The organism is Nostoc sp. (genome assembly GCF_036917635.1).
Classification (GTDB): domain Bacteria; phylum Cyanobacteriota; class Cyanobacteriia; order Cyanobacteriales; family Nostocaceae; genus Nostoc.
The window spans coordinates 35,605-53,890 of sequence record NZ_JBALCW010000029.1; the positions used below are offsets into that span (position 1 = coordinate 35,605).

12 protein-coding genes and 2 pseudogenes are annotated in these 18,286 nt (G+C 41.8%); 8 read left to right on the forward strand and 6 right to left on the reverse strand.

The genetic code is table 11. The features are described 5' to 3' along the window. The first annotated feature begins 141 nt into the window (after nucleotides 1-141). Nucleotides 142-324 (forward strand): CsbD family protein, encoded by a 183-nt coding sequence (locus tag V7K32_RS08635; RefSeq protein ID WP_229455865.1) that lies wholly within the window; start codon nucleotides 142-144, stop codon nucleotides 322-324. A gap of 187 nt (nucleotides 325-511) precedes the next feature. After that, nucleotides 512-1,059, forward strand: a pseudogene (locus V7K32_RS08640) (Uma2 family endonuclease). Between the two features lie 19 nt (nucleotides 1,060-1,078). On the opposite strand, the gene mutL reads toward V7K32_RS08640, so the two are convergent. Next, nucleotides 1,079-2,761 (reverse strand): DNA mismatch repair endonuclease MutL, encoded by a 1,683-nt coding sequence (mutL, locus tag V7K32_RS08645; protein WP_334992165.1) that lies wholly within the window; start codon nucleotides 2,759-2,761, stop codon nucleotides 1,079-1,081. Nucleotides 2,762-2,973: 212 nt separating this feature from the next. On the opposite strand from mutL, the gene V7K32_RS08650 reads away from it, so the two are divergent. Next, the gene (locus tag V7K32_RS08650; RefSeq protein ID WP_334992167.1) at nucleotides 2,974-3,630 is read left to right on the forward strand and encodes a hypothetical protein; all 657 of its coding nucleotides are present in this window, start codon (nucleotides 2,974-2,976) and stop codon (nucleotides 3,628-3,630) included. Between the two features lie 324 nt (nucleotides 3,631-3,954). Here the strand turns inward: V7K32_RS08650 and V7K32_RS08655 are convergent, their stop codons facing one another. After that, a complete protein-coding gene (locus tag V7K32_RS08655) occupies nucleotides 3,955-5,004 on the reverse strand; it encodes an adenosine deaminase (protein WP_334992169.1) in 1,050 nt (349 codons plus the stop codon). Between the two features lie 367 nt (nucleotides 5,005-5,371). Between V7K32_RS08655 and V7K32_RS08660 the strand changes: the two genes are divergently transcribed. Beyond that, nucleotides 5,372-5,581 (forward strand): hypothetical protein, encoded by a 210-nt coding sequence (locus V7K32_RS08660; RefSeq protein ID WP_094352741.1) that lies wholly within the window; start codon nucleotides 5,372-5,374, stop codon nucleotides 5,579-5,581. Nucleotides 5,582-6,136: 555 nt separating this feature from the next. Here V7K32_RS08660 and sppA read toward each other — a convergent pair. Further along, a complete protein-coding gene (gene sppA, locus V7K32_RS08665; protein ID WP_334992171.1) occupies nucleotides 6,137-7,972 on the reverse strand; it encodes a signal peptide peptidase SppA in 1,836 nt (611 codons plus the stop codon). Nucleotides 7,973-8,055: 83 nt separating this feature from the next. After that, nucleotides 8,056-9,105, reverse strand: coding sequence for a type 2 isopentenyl-diphosphate Delta-isomerase (fni, locus tag V7K32_RS08670; protein WP_334992173.1), 1,050 nt, complete (start codon nucleotides 9,103-9,105; stop codon nucleotides 8,056-8,058). A gap of 672 nt (nucleotides 9,106-9,777) precedes the next feature. On the opposite strand from fni, the gene V7K32_RS08675 reads away from it, so the two are divergent. Beyond that, nucleotides 9,778-10,533 carry a DUF642 domain-containing protein gene (locus V7K32_RS08675; protein WP_334992175.1) on the forward strand — a complete coding sequence of 252 codons (756 nt, stop codon included), beginning with the start codon at nucleotides 9,778-9,780 and terminating at the stop codon, nucleotides 10,531-10,533. Nucleotides 10,534-11,241: 708 nt separating this feature from the next. Here V7K32_RS08675 and V7K32_RS08680 read toward each other — a convergent pair. Then, nucleotides 11,242-12,765, reverse strand: coding sequence for a phenylacetate--CoA ligase family protein (locus V7K32_RS08680; RefSeq protein ID WP_334992177.1), 1,524 nt, complete (start codon nucleotides 12,763-12,765; stop codon nucleotides 11,242-11,244). A 219-nt stretch (nucleotides 12,766-12,984) separates the two neighbouring features. On the opposite strand from V7K32_RS08680, the gene V7K32_RS08685 reads away from it, so the two are divergent. Both V7K32_RS08685 and V7K32_RS08690 read left to right on the forward strand, forming a co-directional pair. Then, nucleotides 12,985-14,673 carry a serine/threonine-protein kinase gene (locus V7K32_RS08685; RefSeq protein ID WP_334992179.1) on the forward strand — a complete coding sequence of 563 codons (1,689 nt, stop codon included), beginning with the start codon at nucleotides 12,985-12,987 and terminating at the stop codon, nucleotides 14,671-14,673. Between the two features lie 43 nt (nucleotides 14,674-14,716). Then, the gene (locus V7K32_RS08690; protein ID WP_334992181.1) at nucleotides 14,717-16,840 is read left to right on the forward strand and encodes a serine/threonine-protein kinase; all 2,124 of its coding nucleotides are present in this window, start codon (nucleotides 14,717-14,719) and stop codon (nucleotides 16,838-16,840) included. 68 nt (nucleotides 16,841-16,908) lie between these two features. Here the strand turns inward: V7K32_RS08690 and V7K32_RS08695 are convergent, their stop codons facing one another. Beyond that, on the reverse strand, nucleotides 16,909-17,769 hold the full coding sequence (locus V7K32_RS08695; RefSeq protein WP_334992183.1) for a TauD/TfdA dioxygenase family protein: 861 nt from the start codon (nucleotides 17,767-17,769) through the stop codon (nucleotides 16,909-16,911). A gap of 368 nt (nucleotides 17,770-18,137) precedes the next feature. Between V7K32_RS08695 and V7K32_RS08700 the strand changes: the two are divergent. Beyond that, nucleotides 18,138-18,286: pseudogene (locus V7K32_RS08700) on the forward strand (photosystem II q(b) protein); the annotation flags it as partial.

The window sequence follows — 18,286 nt, forward strand, 5'->3', positions numbered from 1 at the left end:
GTTGGTTATTCTGTCGTACCCGTATCTATCTTAAGATACATAATCTCCTAAATTATTGTATCGGTTGATGGAAGTCGAAAATAATACACTATTGTTAGTTTGTGTAATAGCTTAATCAACTACAAGCTAGAAATAAAAATCATGAGTGCCGAAAAAAGAGTAGAAGCTACTGCAAAAAATATTGAAGGCAAAATTCAAGAGGTTGTGGGCGAAATAACCGGGAATCCACAAGATAAAGCTGAAGGACAAACAAAGCAAGCCGAAGCACAAGTTGCTCACACTGTAGAAAACATTAAAGACGAACTTAAGAAAGCTTTAGATTAATTTAGATTTTGCAGTGTAAATAGAAATACTCGAATAGCGATAATTCATTACTCCTAGTCTAAGATTAATTACTCCACTTACTTTGAAAGAGTGGAGTTTTTGTGTTGTTAGGATAATATTTTAAACTTCCTTTTAAATACGTTTAAGATGGAAAAATATTAATAATTATTGGGAGGAATCAATCGTCATGACTGTTATTGTTGCAAAGTGGACGATTGACGAATATCACCGCATGATTGATGCTGGGATTTTGAGCGATCGCAAAGTAGAATTACTTAAGGGAGAAATTGTCGAAATGTCGGCGGAAGGGGAACCCCATGCTTATTGTAGTCATGAATCGGCAGATTATCTAACGAATTTGTTAGGTAAACTACCATACGTCAAGCCAAGCCTATCACATTACCCAACGACTCGGAACCAGAACCAGATATTGCCATTGTCCAACGTTTAGGACGCGAGTATCGAGTGCATCATCCCTATCCAGAAAATATTTTCTGGTTGATTGAGTATGCTAACTCCAGTTTAGAAAAACATTTAGAGAGAAAAAGCAAAATCTACGCAGAAGCAGGTATTTTAGAGTATTGGGTTGTCAATCTCAAAAAGCTCCACTTAGTGGTGTTTCGAGAAATCTTAGACGGAGAGTACGCGACAAAACTAACATTGACTGCGGGAACAATTCAACCTCTGGCATTTCCAGATATTTCTGTTGCGGTGGAACAGATTGTTAACAGTTAAGGTAATTAAAATAAAAATATCAAATTCCGTGACTTTTACCAATTACCCAATTACGCCGGAAAAACCGGGCTAAAGCTGATTCTTCTAAAGATAGATAAATTGGGCGTCCGTGGGGACAGGTGCGAGGGTTGCGAGTGCGTTGCCAATTATCTAAAAGTGTCTGCATTTCTTGTTGATTCATGGGTGTACCATTACGAATAGCACTGCGACAGGCGACAGCTACTTGGGCTGTTTGTAAATCGCCTCCCCAACTAAGTTCTAAAATTGCTTCTGCACAGTCGTCTCGCTGCTGCAAAGGTGCGGGGATGTTTCGCACTACCCAAAGTTGTTCGCCAAAGGGTTCTATTTCTAAACTGATGCGTTGCAGTTGCGATACTTGCGCTGGCGACAATTGATAAAGAATGATTGCCGGTTCGATGGGGACAAGTTGCCAATTATCAGATAATTGCTCATACAAAACTCGCTCATGGGCAATGTGCTGTTCCACTAACCACATACCATTTGGATGTTCTGCCACAATATAGGTGTTACTAACTTGAGCGACAGCTTTTAAGGAGTTAGGAGTTTTGAGATTTTTGTTAGGATTTTGAGGATTGAAATTGTAGCCGCCTTTGGCTTCTGCGGCTTTGAGTAATTTACTCACTCGTGTTGTGTGGACAGCTTCTTTGAGATTGTTAGAAGAAATGCTGAGTGCTTGGTTAATTGCTTGGGTAATTTGCTCTTGCCAATAAATGATTTCGTTGAGGTAAATTTCTGTTTTTGCTGGATTGCGATTCCAGTTAATTTGACCGGGGGAAATGGCAAGATGTAAGAAACAAATTGGATAGCGATCGCGTGGTAATGTTCTGTGAAATGCTGATAATATTGTTTGCTCTAGTTCTGGTGTTTTAACCATCCTGCCGTTAATGGCTACACGTACCCAATCTGGACGATGACGATGAGTGCGATCGGGTAATCCTACCACTAAATTTAGTGCGGAGTTAGGAGTTAGGGGTGAGGAGTTTAGAGGGTTGGGTATTTCGAGTTTGATTTCTTGCAAGTCACCTTGTCGGACTTGGGGTAAAATCTGCGATAGTAGTTGCCCAGTTGTGGCTGCTGGAGAGATGGTGAACCATTGACGGTCATTTTGGCAAACTTGCCAGGTGACGTGGGGATGACACAGGGCGATTTGGTGAATTGTAGCTTGCACGGCTTTCATTTGCTGTGCTGCTGTGGGCAATCCCTGACGACGAGATGAGCAATTACCGAAAAGATGAGAAACTGTCACTACTGTACCAGGTGCGATCGCAGTTACTTCAACTTGCCCAACTTCCCCGCCATCGCTATAGCTAATCCGCCATCCTAATTTTCCACCCACAGGACGACTCAAAATTTCTAAATCTGCCAAAGTCGTTAAGCTATGTAACGCCTCACCACGAAACCCCAAACTGTTAATTTTCCATAAATCGGCACTAGAGCGAATTTTACTGGTGCTGTGGGCTGTGGCTGCTTGTTGCAAATCATCTAGGTTCATTCCACAACCATTATCTGCAACACGAATTCGCCATTGTTGCGGCCATAAAGAAACCACAATTCTTGTTGCACCTGCGTCTAGGGAATTTTCTACCAATTCCCGTACCACAGAAGCTAAAGAGTCGATTACCTCACCAGCTGTAATGAGATATACGACTTCTGTTGGTAGAGCTTGAATAGTAGATGCCATAAATTATAGTTTATAGCTTCTGGGTGCAGGGGAAGTGAGGAAGTTGAGCGAGAAGAGGAAGCGAATTTAGAATAAATTTTTCTCGCTGACATGGTAGCATTTATGGCGAACTACGAATTAAAAATTGGTATTCTATTTACTTGCTAGAAAATTGATTCTCTAGCTCATAGCACAAAGATTCTGCTCGTTGTCGTTATAGTAGAGGTCTTCAAATGACACTGCGATCGCACAGTATATGTCTTGTTGGGCTAGTTTTGTCTTTAATTAGTGTGGGTGCGAGTCCGACAAAAGCGATCGCCCAGACTATTTATCCATTTGATGTAGTATACAACACGGAAGTCACTCTTACACCTATCCCATCGACCGACGTATCAAAAGCATTTGTCTCCGGCTTTAATTCTGATGCTCCTTACGGTCTGAGTAACTTTTCAAGCATAAATAACTACAGCCGAACTGATCCCAATACTGGTAATCTCGTATTCTTGCAAGACCCAGCAAAATTTGGTTTACAAGGCTTGCCAATCGGCAGAGATGAGTTTTTTGGCAGTGGCGATGATAAATTATTTGGCAGCAGTAGCGCTACTGTTTCATTCGACTTTATCAACCGCAAATTAGTAGGTTCTGGTACTATAACAATTACTGGTGGTGCAGGCAGGTTTACGGGTGCTACAGGCATATTAAACTTTAGTGAAATTGAGCCACTCGATCAAGCTCCAACTGCTCCATTGATTGGTCAAGCTTTTTTGAGTGGTTCCTTCCAGACACCGCAAAAAACTCCAGAACCAAGAACTAACGCAACATTATTCGGTATATGTGTAATTGGGATTGGTTTTATCTTACGTAGACGTTACCTTTTAGCTACTGGGTGAATTATGACATTCACAAACAATATTAACAAAATATTAAGTAAGTAGGCGTAATTAAACACAAGATAAAACCTCACTCTCAATCCCTCTCTGTGAGTTCGGAGAGGGAAGCCGGAGGCAGGGTGAGGTTTTATATTTAAGCCTTGGTTTTCAGCATTAATTTAGATTGATTTTACAAGAAAATCTTACTTATTTTGGTGAAGTTTAGAGCATTTTAATGAGCTTTTTGACAATTTAGTACAACTCTAGAGCATCAAAAAAAAGTCACTGATTGCAACATTAATTAACATTAAATCATCTTACTTTCTGCTTACCTCTAGGTGGTGGTTAATTACTATTTCTTGTTGCCAAAATTTTAGGTGATTCAGGTTTCAGTAACCCATTCAACAGGGATGCGGGACGTTGAGTGTAAGGCCAAGCAAAAGCATGACGGAAAGCTGCATCCTGACAAGCTTGTAGTTGTGCAAAATTAATAATGTCGTAAGTCAAGAGATTCTCATACTCAAACGGCAGACGCACATTGTGCAATCCAGCATTGTCAGTACAGATAGCGATATCTACCCCAGCTTCAAAACAACGGTCAAAAACTAATTTGAGTTGACGTATATCCTGTAAAGTACCAGTTTTCAGGTAAGTTGTGGGGCAAACTTCTAAACACTGTCCGCGTCTAGCTACATCATTAAGTAACTCTGGATATAGTAGGGGAATTTGGATGCCGTGACCGATTCGCATGAGATAGGGTAACAGTTCGGGGTAACAGCCAGCAGTGGTTTCATATAGATGTCCAGTGGTTTTAACGCCCTGCGATCGCGCATAATCATATAAGCTAATCCATTCTTCTAAGCGATCGGCATAATAGCTATCACCCCCGGCTACATCTACTGCACAGACATACTGCTTATTTTGCGCCGCTAAATCAACAATCGCCTTGTTCACCTCATAAGGTAGGCGCGTATGCATACAGAGAATTTGGCTAGTAACAATCGGATATTCTGGCTGGTTGCTAGCAAGCCCTACTACTTGGACAATTTCTGCCATCTTGTCAATTCTTTCGGATTGACTCAGATGCTCAGGTGTCCGCAAATAGGGAGTGTAGCGTAGTTCCAGATAAGCCAAATTTTCAAAGATGTAAGCACCCCGCACCAAGCGATAGATAAAGTAAGGTAAAGTCTCAACAGTTTGCACACTTTCTACCAAGGTGTGTAATTCTAGATACTCATCCAGGGTGTTGCGTGGACGGGTGTAAAAATCCTCAAATTGTGAATAGTCAACAAAGCCGGAAATCAACTCCGAAGAATGTCGCTCGAAATATCGCCATAGAACTCTTGGTACGACCGAGCCGCCCAGATGTCTATGTAATTCAGCATATAAAGACATAATGGTATTTTTAGGTAAAAATTTCATTAATTGTAACAAAAACATAGAAGTAAAAAATCTGGACTCGAAAAAATTTAGCTCCAGAGAAATTGCATGGGAGGTTTCCCACTATCTGAATTTTTTAAATGAGGCTTCCGGCCTAGAGGCTGCGCGAAGGTCGGGATTTTATGCTTATTTTCTGAAAATCCAGCATTTATATAGCGTTTTGAGCATAAATAAACTTGACATTATCAAGATTAAATTGATACGATTAAATACTTTAATTTTTGTGTTATACTTAAATAAACATTGCTATTGTTGAGGAAAGTGAAATATAGCAATATATTTTTCCTTTAACGAAGCAAATTCCTGGCAAGGTTGGTATTAATTGAAAATTCAAGCGTTGGAAGTAAAGGCTGGCGATCGCATTATTGCTTACTGCAATAATAAAATGCAAACCTGCAAGGTAAAACGCATATTAGATCCCGGTCAAGCTAATATCACACTATCAGTATTCACCTCCGAGAATTATCGCGGTTGCTCAGTTTCATCTATAGTCCGCTTTCAGAGCAATGCCTTGGTTGATTTAGTAAGTTAAAAATCAAGTAAACATTGAATCTCAAAAATATCTCTAGCTATTGTCCAGCCTCAAGCTGGATATAGTTATTTTAAAGGTGCGATGCCTGGGTTGGGCTATTCGGCGTCGCACATACAAATTTTTTAATTGTGGCTGGATAATTTTCCAGAAAAACGCCATCACACTATAGCAGTGCAGGCAAAATTTTTGAGCAAACTGATATTATGTTCATGCGCGTGCTGAAAAACCTAGTGGATGCGTTAAGCGAAGTTTGGGTGAGAGTCGGGCAGTACTGTCCAGTACCATGGAATTGAGCCAGAAGAAATACCTTTTTTTTTAACCTGGCTAGTGACAGAAATTCTTGACGAACAGATACCACGCGAAGGAAGAAGTAACCCGCGAGTTGTTAAAAAAACTAGAGCTAAATTTCCCTCCAAAAAACCGATACACAAAGGAGTTGGAGCAAAAATTGTGACGCTCCATTTCTCTGTATACAACACTGCTTAAACCTTAACCGAACCGTATTGGGACAGGGTGAGGTTTTTGTTTTGGGTAATTCGATGCTCAAAAAAACATTTACTCAATCTTCAAGTTGAAAGGCAAACGGGCGTAAACCCCTTGTGGATCGTTCATCTTTTGCAGAAGTCCGATTTCCTGTTGCAACTTTTGGAATTCATTGGTGAGGGGATTGGATTGTTTGAGTTGCGCCCCCTCAATTCCTAAAGCAGCCCGCACCTCTTGTGTTCCACGTCCAAAAAAGCGTTCTCCAAAACTGTTAGTGCGAGGATATTCTTGCACTTCCCAGTCTTCTCCTAGTTTCGCCTGTTTGGCAGTGTATGCGATCGCACTCTTCAAACCGCCAATTTCATCGACTAAACCAATTTCTTTCGCCGCCACACCAGACCAAACCCGTCCTTGGGCAATTTCTGCAACTTTTTGTTCTGGGAGTTTCCGACCTTGAGAAACTTTATTCAAAAACATATCATAAATTCGGTTCACACTGCGCTGATAAAGTGCCAACTCTTGAGGCGATTTCGGACGCGAAACTGTTTGACTATCAGCATAAGTTGCAGTTTTTACCGAATCCCAGGTGATGCCGTTATCACTCGCTAGCTTTGCACCATTGAACAGCAACCCAAATACACCTATTGAGCCTGTAATAGTATTTGGTTCGGCAAAAATGCGATTAGAGTCGCTAGCAATCCAATAACCACCAGAGGCGGCTACATCACCCATTGACACTACAACTGGTTTTACTTCACGAGTTAATTTTACCTCTCGCTGCATGACTTCGGCTGCGGTAGCGCTACCACCAGGACTATTAATTCGTAATACAACAGCTTTTACATCCTTATCTTGTCGGATTTTCTTGAAGATTTTCGCAAAGCGATCGCCTCCTACTTGCCCATCTTCTCCTTTACCATCGACAATCTCGCCCTCAGCATAAACAACGGCAATTTCATTTTTTGAACTACGTTCTACACCCAAAGATTTGCCAGAAACTTCTGCATAGCTATTCAGGCTAATTTGTCGGAATGTTTTGTCGTCTTTATCGCTATCTGTCAACTTTTTCAAATCAGTTACCACTTCATCGGGGTATTGTATTTGATCAACTAAACCCCTAGTTTTGGCTTCTGTGGCTTCTAGTAGCGCTTGACTATCTGCGATCGCTTGCAACTGGTTAGGTTCAATTTTTCGACTTGCGCCTACAGTAGTGCGCCACTCTCCCCAAACATCATCCAACAATTTCTGAGTTTGTTCGCGGTTTTCTGGACTCAATTTTGTGAGGATAAACGGTTCTACAGCCCCCTTAAATTTCCCCACCCGCACGACTTGAACACCAATGCCATATTTCTGCAAAGCACCTGCTAAGAACATCGGTTGCGAACTCAAGCCGTTGATTTCCATCATTCCCAAAGGATTAAGTACAATGGAATCTGCCACTGAACTAAGGTAATATTCTTTTTTACTCCAATCACTGCCATAAGCAATAATCTTTTTCCCAGAAGCGCGAAACTCTTCCAACGCTTTGCGAATTTCTTTCAGGGAAGCATAGCCGACGTTACCACCTTGGCTTGTGCTTGTTGCATCTAAATAGATTCCGACAATTCGCGGATCGCGCCGCGCCTTTTCCAAAGTTTCCACAACTTTGCGGAGTGCCATGCTATCGTCATCCACACCTGATATTGTGTTTTGAAACAGTTCGCCTGAACTAGGTTCGCTATCAGTAATTTTCATTGACAAGTCAAAAACCAGCATTGACTTATCTTTCACATTCGGCCCAGTATCTTTAGAGGAGGTAGCAGCCAATATTAACAAGAACAATCCAGTGGTTCCCAGACCACCGAAAATAATTAGTCCTAGTAAGGTGCCAATTAAACTAGCAAAAGTTTGTTTGATAAAATTACGCATTAGTTATTAGTTATTGGGCATTGGGCATGGGGCATTGGGCATTGACAATTGACAATTAACAAATGACAAATGACCTACTTAATTTATTCTATGCGCTGTAAACTATCAGAGTGCTTTAACTCATACAAGCTGGCGTTGCCAGTGCAGAATAATACAGTGGTGATTTCGGCAATTAATACTTCAGCGAGTTCTGCAACTGCTGTCTCTGATGTTGCTGCTGCTTGCAAAAAAGGCATTGCTAAACCAGCTATATCTGCTCCCAAGGCGATCGCAGCTGCAATATCCAATCCATGACGCAAACCTCCCGAAGCAATTAAAGGCACATCTTTTGCGCTCGCTCTAATAGTTGCAATACACTCTGCTGTCGGTAAACCCCAATCGGCAAAAGTCCTCCCTAAGCGACGTTGCAATGGGTTTTCTGCCCGTTCGCTTTCTACTTTTGCCCAAGAAGTACCACCCGCACCAGCGACATCAATTGCTGCTACTCCGGCGGCGATTAGTTTGTTGGCGATCGCTGCTGAAATGCCGTTACCTACTTCCTTCGCAATTACTGGCACTGGCATTTTATTGCATAATTCAGCTATTTTGTCAAGTAAACCTCTAAAATTAGTATCACCTTTGGGTTGAATGCACTCTTGTAGAGGGTTAATGTGTAAAATCAGGGCATCAGCTTCTAGGATATCAACTACGCGCAAACATTCATCTAAGCCGTACTTATAGTTAAGTTGCACAGCGCCCAAGTTCGCAAATAGCAGAACATCGGGGGCATACTTGCGGACAGCAAAAGTATCAGCCACTTGGGGTTTTTCTACTGCTACGCGCTGGGAACCGACACCCATTGCAATTTTGTAGTGTTGCGCGACTTGGGCTAAACGTTGATTAATCATGGCGGCTTGTTCTGTTCCGCCAGTCATGGAAGAAATTAACAAGGGTGCGCCAAGGTGTTTCCCCAGGAAAGTTGTACTGATATCAATATCGTTGTGGTTGAGTTCGGGTAAGCAAGAATGGGTGAAGCGATAACGTTCCAGTCCATTGGTGATTTTATGAGACTGAACATCTTCCTCTAAACAGATCCGAATGTGATCGGCTTTGCGATTCTGAGTTTGTGCAGATATGTTGGTAGGGGCGTTCACTGGTAGGTAGGGCTAAAAGTATTTGCTTGCGATCGCTATTGTTACATTGTCTGCAACCGTCTTTTTAATATTTTATTCAAACCACTCCAGACGCAGAGAACACAAAGAGATGAAGAAGAGACAGGATTGTTCTATGGGAGCATCCCAATTTCGGCTTAAATCTTTTCCCTCATCCCCAGCCCCTCTCCCGTCATATGGGAGAGGGGAGACATAATATCTAGTTCCCCGAATCTCATATGACGGGAGAGGGGTTAGGGGATGAGGGCTATCAAAGTTTTTGCACATTTAGGATGTTCCCGTTCTATGAGATTTTTAGATGTTTTTTAATTTCAAAATCCTTTTAAATAACTCTTCAGCTTCAGTATGATGGTTGCCTTGATTCTTTGAAAGTTTCTTGCCTTTGATTGTCGTGTGAGTAATTACACTTTATGTAATTCTACTAACCTCAGTATTTATACGAGTCTTTGGGATTTGACATTGAAGTTCATAAACAAATTAATAAAACCCGTTTTTGCAATAAAAATTGGTAAACATATTCGGTTTATCCTTGCTTGTTTATACGGAAGAAACTAAAGTTTAGAAGTGACAGAAAAAAATAAAAACCTAGCGTTTTTAATTTCATCTTTTTGGTCTAAGTCTTAACATCATCTTTCAACCATCTAACAATTCATTATGAAGTTATCTCTCCAAACTTTATCAATTCGTGCAGCATTAGTTATTTTTTCATGCGTAGGTATCAGCCAAGCACCCGCTTCTGCCGCTTCAATAGTAGCTTCCCCAGTTAACCTACTCGTTAATGGTAGTTTTGAAGATACTACTTTGTCTGGTACTTCTCAAGCTCAACTGAGTAGTGATTGGCAAACCTACTCCAAAATCAACGGTTGGAGTGCAACACCAAACGGCCAAATTGAAGTTCAACGTGGTATAGCTGGCACTCCTTATGCTGGTTCAAACCTAGCTGAGTTGGATAGTCATAATTACGATCCGAATAAATTTTCTGCACAAAACCCCTTGGGTTTCTACCAAGATGTTACAACTGTAGCAGGTCAAAATTATACTTTATCTTTTGCCTATTCTGCTCGTCCAAATACAGCCGCAGTAGAGAATGTCTTTGATATCTTAGTTGGTGATGTCAGCAATCCTGGTAACATCTTCAAGCAGACTATTTCTGATGGTACTGGTGGATCAAATACTGCTTGGTCAATCTTTACTAAGACTTTCAAGGCTACCAGTGGACTATCACGGGTGCAATTTAACTATAATGGACCATTAGATACTTACGGTGCTTATATTGATGATGTGAAGTTGGTAACTGCCACTACAACAGCTGTTCCAGAACCAAGTGCAATTACCGGAATCGTGTTAGCTGGTCTAGGATTAGTTACTTTGAAAAAGCGCAATGCTTCTAAGAAATCACTGGTGGTATAATATCAGCTTTGGTTAAACACTTATAACATCTGTAGGTTGGCTTGAGAAACGAAACCCAACATTTTATCCCTGTTCATGTTGGCTTTGACTGCCGTTCAACCCAACCTACATTGATAGTTCTTATACAAAGCTGGAGACGTTTCCTGTCTTCTCTGGTCAGAATTGGAAAGTAAAACAGGCTTTATATCTGGCTTTGAGACTTAGCTTGTATACAACACCCAACTTCAAATCTGCTGTAAGGGACTTCCAAATAAAAAAATGTTCCAAAACTGACGCAAAAAATCTCTCTGTTTCTCCTGTGTGTGTGTGTTCTCTGTTTCTCCTGTGTGTGTGTTCTCTGTTTCTCCTGTGTGTGTGTGTTCTCTATTTCTCCTGTGTGTGTGTGTTATCTGTGTCTGGAGTAGCTAGAGTGCGGCAAGCCGAGCGTCTACGTTTATTTGGATAATTTATTTCTTGGAAGTCACTAAGTAATCAGCCAAACTTGGTATAACCAAATAATTACTAATTCGTAACGATGCAAGAGCGTGGTTACGAATTAGTAATTAAATGGGTACAAGCCTCCAGTGAAATATTTGATTCAGTTGTTAACAATCAGCTTGTTTATTTCAAGTCCACACTGATTACAACTACGAATTAAGTTAGCGAGTTTGCATACTCCTACGGGGAAGCAAGCTAGGTACAGCGTTTCATAGAAAGCGTAATTATCAATTACGAATTATGTTGACGGGTATAACGATGTTTCACCCCAATGGGGAAATATTCAAAATCACCCATTGGGGCTAATGTAACTTGTGGTGTTTGATATTCTGGGGGAACATAATTAGAAAACTCGCTATTTAGACGTAGCAATTGTGAAAGAATAGAAGATGCGATCGCAAGTCTTTGAGCTTCACTACCCTCTACCCCTGGTGCTAATTCCACAACTACAGATAAAAATCGGTTTTTGTCTGCATCTTCCTGCACCTGCAACACGAATTTACCTGTTACCCATTCTTGAATTACTGGTTGCTCTAATCCCACCGTCACATTTTCTGGATAGATATTTGCACCAAAGTAAGAAACTGTAAAGTTAGAACGCCCGAAGACATAAACGAAAGGTAGCTGATGAATACCTCTAAGTGATTGTTGAGTGTCAGAACGGAGATTTTCAAGCGGATTAAATCCCCATTTTGCTAAAAATTCCAGCATGGCATCATAACTAATTATTCCGCCAGTATCCAAGATGTCATAACGTACTAAAGGAATACCGTTATCTCCAGAAAACAGCAATCCGCCATCTTGAACTTCAAAAAAGCGACTGCAAGGATCATACTGTACTAATGTGGGTAAACGCGATTCCCCAAATAAAGCTCTAGCGACATCAGGATTTTTTGCCAAAAAACGGCGAATACAGATACTTAGTGGTGTTTCATTGCCCAAAACGCCTGCATCCGCAGTGCCGTAAAGTGAGGCAAAATCATAGCAAGGATTTTGTGAACCAACTCTTTCGCCAACTAAACTTCGCCATTCTTCACTAAATACTTCTCCTGCCATAACTAACTTAATCTGATATTGCTGCCACTCCACACCACAAGCGATACCAGTATCAATCACATCTTTTAAAAATGGCGGGTATCCCAATAACACCACTTGTTCAAATGCTGAACCTAGTTCTTGGACAACTCGCAAGATTTCTTCTTTGTTGTTACCAGGAGTAATTAGAGTGATGGGATAACCTTTGCTAGCAAGATAACGACAGCAATTAGTAGTAAATATTCCACCTACCCACGTACCCAAAGTGAAACAAATTACTGCTAGGGTTCGTCTGGTATCTGAATAAAAACTATCGTGAAAAATCTGTTCAAAACGTGTGGCAATTTGGAGTTCATCTGTGAAAAAACGAGGCCAAAATGTCGGTTTCCCGCTGGAACCCGAAGAAGCAGCTATCATGTCGCACTCTTGGAGTTGTCCGTTGCGGCACAAGTCAGCTAAAGGATAACGCAGTATATAATTTTGTTTAGCGATCGCTGGTAATTTTTGAAACTCCTCTAATGTTTGAATAGTCGCGGGATTAATTTTCCTTTCTGCTAAAAAAGCCTTGTAGGCAGGTACATTAGCCGCCACATCGTGAAATAAACTCAAAGCTGCCGAACTTTGAGTGTTGAGATGCCGTTGCAATACCGTTTCTAGGGGGGTAGACAAAAAATCTTCAAATGCTTTAATTACTTTCTGCTGTCTTGATTTGCAGTTCATGACACTTGTTATTTATCCTAAAGTAGAACCAACACCGTTAAAATAATTCGTAATACTTCGACTCCTTTCGACTTCCAAGAAGGCAAGTCGCTCAGTACAAGTTCGTAATAACGCTCCTACGTCGCTAACGCTGCGCTAAGGTAATTCGTAGAATATCCGAAAATGAGGGTATGCGCGTTGTAGTCATTCAATAAAACCTTAATTTATCCTTGGGGCATCATGCAGCTCTATTGCAGTAAACAACACACAAATAATGGTGGGAACCGCTTTTGCACCCATTGTGGTGAACCATTACCTCTTGCTGTGGGACAGATGGTGGATAATCGCTATCAAATTATCCGTCATTTAGGACAGGGTGGCTTTGGACGCACCTATTTAGCGGAGGATATAACTAAATCCCATCAAACTTGTGTGCTGAAAGAATTTGCACCCCAAGTAGAAGAAAAGCAAGATTTACAAAAAGCTAAAGAGTTATTTGAACGAGAAGCAAATGTTCTGAAAACACTCCAGCATCCACAAATTCCGCGTTTTCACGCCTCGCTACAAGTGAAGATAGGCACTAAAGATTTTTTCTTTCTAGTGCAAGATTATGTGGATGGTGATAATTATTACCAATTATTAGAACAGCGCGAAACTCAAGGAAAAACCTTTAGTGAAGAGGAAGTAATCACCTTACTGCAACTGATTTTACCCGTGTTATCCTACATCCACTCACGAGATGTGGTTCACCGTGATATCTCTCCTGATAATTTAATTTGGCGGCGTTCTGATAATCTCCCAGTGCTGATTGATTTTGGTGGTGTCAAGCAATTGCCAGCTTCTCAAGGTTTTTGGCGGACTAAGTTGGTTGGAAATAACACTTTACTGGGTAAAAAGGGCTACGCTCCAGAAGAACAGTTACGGCAGGGAAAAGCATTTTTTAGCAGTGATTTATATTCTTTAGCGGTGACATCACTGGTGTTGCTCACCGGGAAAGAGCCGCAGAAATTATACGATAGCTATCAGGGAATTTGGGCATGGGGAAAGGAAATTAAAGTGAGTCAGCAACTAGAAGCGGTGTTAAAAAAGATGCTGGCTTATAAACCGAGCGATCGCTATCAACGAGCCGAGCAGATCCTCAAAGATTTACCATCACCAACTGCGACTAAATCCACAGGAAATTATATTACCACCAAGATTAAGACAATGGTAGTTGCTCCAGGAAGACAACACGCTGCTGCTGTTGTGAGTAGATTCCAGAATAAGACGCAAGCGATAGCGAAACCTATATCTTGGCCTGTTTGGATTCGCCCTTTTGTGATGAGTTTAGGGGGAACAGCTTTAGTTGGATTAACTGTGGCGGTGGGAAATGCAGTCATTCGGAGCGTATCTTCAATTACTATTCCCTCAATCTCATTACCGCAAATTCCACAATTCCCAAATCCAATCGGTAAACCAGTCAGCGACAAAGGAAAAAATCGCAATCTTCAGGAAATTATCAGTCGTCGTCAACAGCTAGAAATTACTGAAGGATTTTTTACTCCCTTTGTAGATGATTTATTTTATACAAAAAAACCAGAATTAAAGGGACGTAGCCTAACATCTAAATCTGAAGACGCTGGTTTACGAGATGAATGGTCTGGTATCGCTGACGATTTATTGAATAAAATAGAACAGGCTGACCTCAGTACAGCAGTTCGTCGGAAATTGGGTAAATATAGTCAAAAAGATTATGCAACATGGAGACGACTTGCGCGATCGGGGCAGTTTGGGAACTATACAATTGATCAACTGACCAAAGACACAAATGAAAAATTTGATCGGTTGTTTCCCGATCAGGATCGTGGGAAACTCAATCAACAGACTTTCGGTCAAATTTGGTATGCGATCGCAGCCGTTCAAGTCAGTAAAGTACAATCTGACAAGTAAAGGGACTGGGGAAGAATAACTAATGACTAATAACTAATGACTAATGACTAAAATATATTGTTCTCAAGGACATGAAAATTCCCCAGGTAGTCGCTTTTGTCTCCAGTGTGGTGAAAAGTTGTTGGATACGCCTATTAGTTATAGTATCCAACCGGGACTCACTTTAGGCGATCGCTATGTGATTGTGCGTCAAATTGGCCAAGGTGGCTTTGGACGCACTTATTTAGCTGAAGATGTCAACCGTTTCCGCGAATTTTGTGTCTTAAAAGAATTTTCCCCCCAAGTTCAAACCGCTTACGTAGTTCAAAAAGCTGAAGAACTGTTTGAGAGAGAAGCTAGTGTTCTTTATAAACTGCAACATCCCCAAATTCCCCGCTTCCGGGAACTGCTTCGCATGAACTTAGGGGGGAAAGAATATCTGTTTTTGGTGCAAGATTATGTGGAAGGGGAAACTTATAACTCGTTGTTAAATACCCGACTACAGCAAGGTTTGCGCTTTACAGAAGTAGAAGTGCGCCAATTGTTGCTTTCAATTTTGCCAGTATTGGAATATATCCACTCTATAGGCGTTATTCATCGAGATATATCTCCAGATAACTTAATGCTTCGCACTGTTGACAAACTGCCAATGTTAATTGATTTTGGCGGTGTCAAACAAGTAGTAGCAACCGTAGCTTCCCAATATTATCAACCCGGCGTAGTTGCATCTTCTCCATCACCAACCCTATTAGGTAAAATAGGATTTGCGCCCCCAGAACAAATGCAAACTGGGTTAGTATCTCCCCACAGCGACTTGTATGCAATGGCCGCAACAATGCTGGTTTTACTGACAGGGAGACAACCCCAAGAATTAATTGATACTTACAACCTTACCTGGCAGTGGCGACGGGAAGTAAGCGTGAGTCAAACTTTGGCACAGGTATTAGATAAAATGTTATCTGCCAGACCAAGCGATCGCTATCAATCAGCCCGTCAAGTACTCCAAGCCCTCAACCCGCCCCCAGCTAATCCCCCAACTCAATACCCCACCCCACCGCAACCCACAGCCGCCACCGTCGCCGTCTCTCCCCCTCTTCCATCCCCCTCATTCCGCTCATCTCCACCTCCCTCCTGGTGGACACCAACAAAAACCTTCCTAGTGGCGGTGGTAGTAGCCGCTACTGTTGGATTACTTTGGTGGGGACTCAATAGCAACCGCGATATAGGGGACAAACCGAATCCTACAGCCAGCCCGACCCCAACCGATCCTTTAGCGCAATATTCACCAGGCGAACGGGAACGTAAAGAAAGATTAAGCGATCGGCGTCAACAGTTGGGCATTAACTCTAACTTTTACGTGAAATTGGTGAATCAAGTTTTTTGGGACAGAAATCCCAGTTTCCGAGGACGCACTCTCAGCGATAGCCCAGAAGATGAGAGTTTACGGGCAGAATGGGATAAAACAGCCTCAGAATTGCTGGAAAAATTAGCGCTACTGAGTTCCAATCCCCGCCGACAACTGGGAACTTATACAAGTGCTGAACGCGATCGTTGGAAAGTAGAAGTCAACAAAATCAACGTTGGTAGTCGTTCTTTGTCTGATTTGGGAGATGCAGCTTTCTTAAGTGTATTCCCTGAACAGCGCGGTAAAGATTTTCGAGATCAGCCCATTGGACAAGTTTGGTACGGATTTGTTAGCGATCGACTCAGTGCTATCCTCGACGGTAGCGCTTTCCAGAAACTTGTCTTTGATCCGGGCGCTATCAGCAAAACAGTCAGTGGTACTCTTCAACCTGGTGGTGGTAAAGTATTTATTGCTGGACTTGCCAAAGAGCAATCTTTGGAATTGAAGCTACAAGCAAATTCCCAAGTTTTGTTATCAGTCTATTCACCCTCTGGCAAAATTAAATTTTTAGAAGATTCTAAAGAGCGAAGTTTGTCAACTAAATTACCAGAAAACGGATTTTACGAGTTTGTCGTGGTTTCCACAGCATCGAAACCAGTAGATTATCAACTCAGCATTACAGCAGAAAATCCCACCCCTCCCCCATCGCCAACACCAACACCAACGCCAACACCAACACCAGCGCCCATCGAAACACCCACGCCAACGCCAACACCAACACCAACTCCCACAGAAACCCCTACTCCTACATCGACACCAACGCCACAGACAACACCTCAGTAAAGGGCGTTGCATAGTTGCAGGATGATTTAGCAACTTCCAAAATTCTCCCCATGCCCCCCTGCCTCAAATTATGCCTTGTCCACGACCCCTAAACGCAACGCAATTCGCTTGTATTTCGTTGCATCATAGGGTCTACCTCTGTGCATCACCTGGGAGTTGTCCCAAAAAATAATATCTCCTGGCTGCCAAACATGCGAGTAGACTGGTGTACAGTCTAGAACAGTCGCAAACAAATCCTGCCAGAAACGTTTTGCTTCCTCTGGTCTATCTTCCATACCAACTGCGATCGCAGTGTCCGAACCTAGATATAATCCCTTTTTACCAGTGACTTTGTGAGTAGACACAATGGGATGCACTTTCTTTGGTACATCATTGCTACTCTTAGAAAACACTGGTGGTGAGTGATACATCTGCATCTGCTCTAACTGTTGCTGATGTTGATGTTCTAGGTTATTATAAGCCTCTATCATGTCCAGAAACTCTGTAGTATGGGGCTGCCCATTTACACCTTCGGGAGGCACTTCTACACCATAAAGCATGACAACATATAGTGCATTCATATCCAGTCCCTCTGTGCCGGGGACACCATCCTTATCATGATGCCATTCCCAAGCAAACTTCCCTACAGGTGTTTCAGTAAGTCCCTTGGGATTACCCAAGATATACACACCCTGGCTTTGCAGGTCTGGGCTAATATCGGGATCTAATGTTTTGGTTTTGGAATAGCCAAACATGAAGTCACCAAAGGTTTTCCTAGAAAATTCTCCCAACTGGTTTGCGGTGAGGTGTTGCTGTCTAACTACCACAACGCCGTGTTTCCAAAGTGATTCCTTTAATTCACGCGACTCTATATCTGTGAGGTAGCTAAGATTGCAACCCCGTAGGACTTCAACTCCGAGTCTTGATTGGTGTTTAGTTATTGGAGTCATTGCTATGCAATTATTTTTGGAGCAAATTATATAAACAATCAGTGTAGATAAAAAATTGTGTACTAGTATCTTACCTAAGAAAGTTTGCAAGTAGAAAAATCTTCTACTAGAGCAAGTATGGGAGTTTTCGCAACAAAGCACCTAGATGATAAAAGTGGGTACTCGTAGATATAGCTCTCATCGCTACTGTTGATTACGCAGATCCTCCCTTTTTTCAGTGAGTTGGGGATTTTCCACTTTGGGTGCGTAAATCCCAAGAGAAAACTTTTTTCTGAAAGTACTTTACAAAACGCAATAAATTATTTAATATATGTAACAGGTAGTGAAACCTACCTAATTCATTCACAAATAATCGCATTTATAAAACAATGACAACAACCTTACAACAGCGCTCAAGCGCTAACGTATGGGATCGGTTTTGCGAGTGGATCACCAGCACCAACAACCGTATTTACATCGGTTGGTTCGGCGTAGTAATGATCCCCACCCTGCTAGCCGCCACCGCTTGCTTCGTAAT

What these genes read in the sequence shown, in the direction of transcription:
- V7K32_RS08650 (WP_334992167.1), top strand. Translation starts at nt 2,974, where the DNA reads ATGACACTGCGATCGCACAGTATATGTCTTGTTGGGCTAGTTTTGTCT.
- sppA (WP_334992171.1), bottom strand. Translation starts at nt 7,972, where the DNA reads ATGCGTAATTTTATCAAACAAACTTTTGCTAGTTTAATTGGCACCTTA.
- V7K32_RS08655 (WP_334992169.1), bottom strand. Translation starts at nt 5,004, where the DNA reads ATGTCTTTATATGCTGAATTACATAGACATCTGGGCGGCTCGGTCGTA.
- V7K32_RS08675 (WP_334992175.1), top strand. Translation starts at nt 9,778, where the DNA reads ATGAAGTTATCTCTCCAAACTTTATCAATTCGTGCAGCATTAGTTATT.
- V7K32_RS08690 (WP_334992181.1), top strand. Translation starts at nt 14,717, where the DNA reads ATGACTAAAATATATTGTTCTCAAGGACATGAAAATTCCCCAGGTAGT.
- V7K32_RS08680 (WP_334992177.1), bottom strand. Translation starts at nt 12,765, where the DNA reads ATGAACTGCAAATCAAGACAGCAGAAAGTAATTAAAGCATTTGAAGAT.
- V7K32_RS08695 (WP_334992183.1), bottom strand. Translation starts at nt 17,769, where the DNA reads ATGACTCCAATAACTAAACACCAATCAAGACTCGGAGTTGAAGTCCTA.
- mutL (WP_334992165.1), bottom strand. Translation starts at nt 2,761, where the DNA reads ATGGCATCTACTATTCAAGCTCTACCAACAGAAGTCGTATATCTCATT.
- V7K32_RS08635 (WP_229455865.1), top strand. Translation starts at nt 142, where the DNA reads ATGAGTGCCGAAAAAAGAGTAGAAGCTACTGCAAAAAATATTGAAGGC.
- V7K32_RS08685 (WP_334992179.1), top strand. Translation starts at nt 12,985, where the DNA reads ATGCAGCTCTATTGCAGTAAACAACACACAAATAATGGTGGGAACCGC.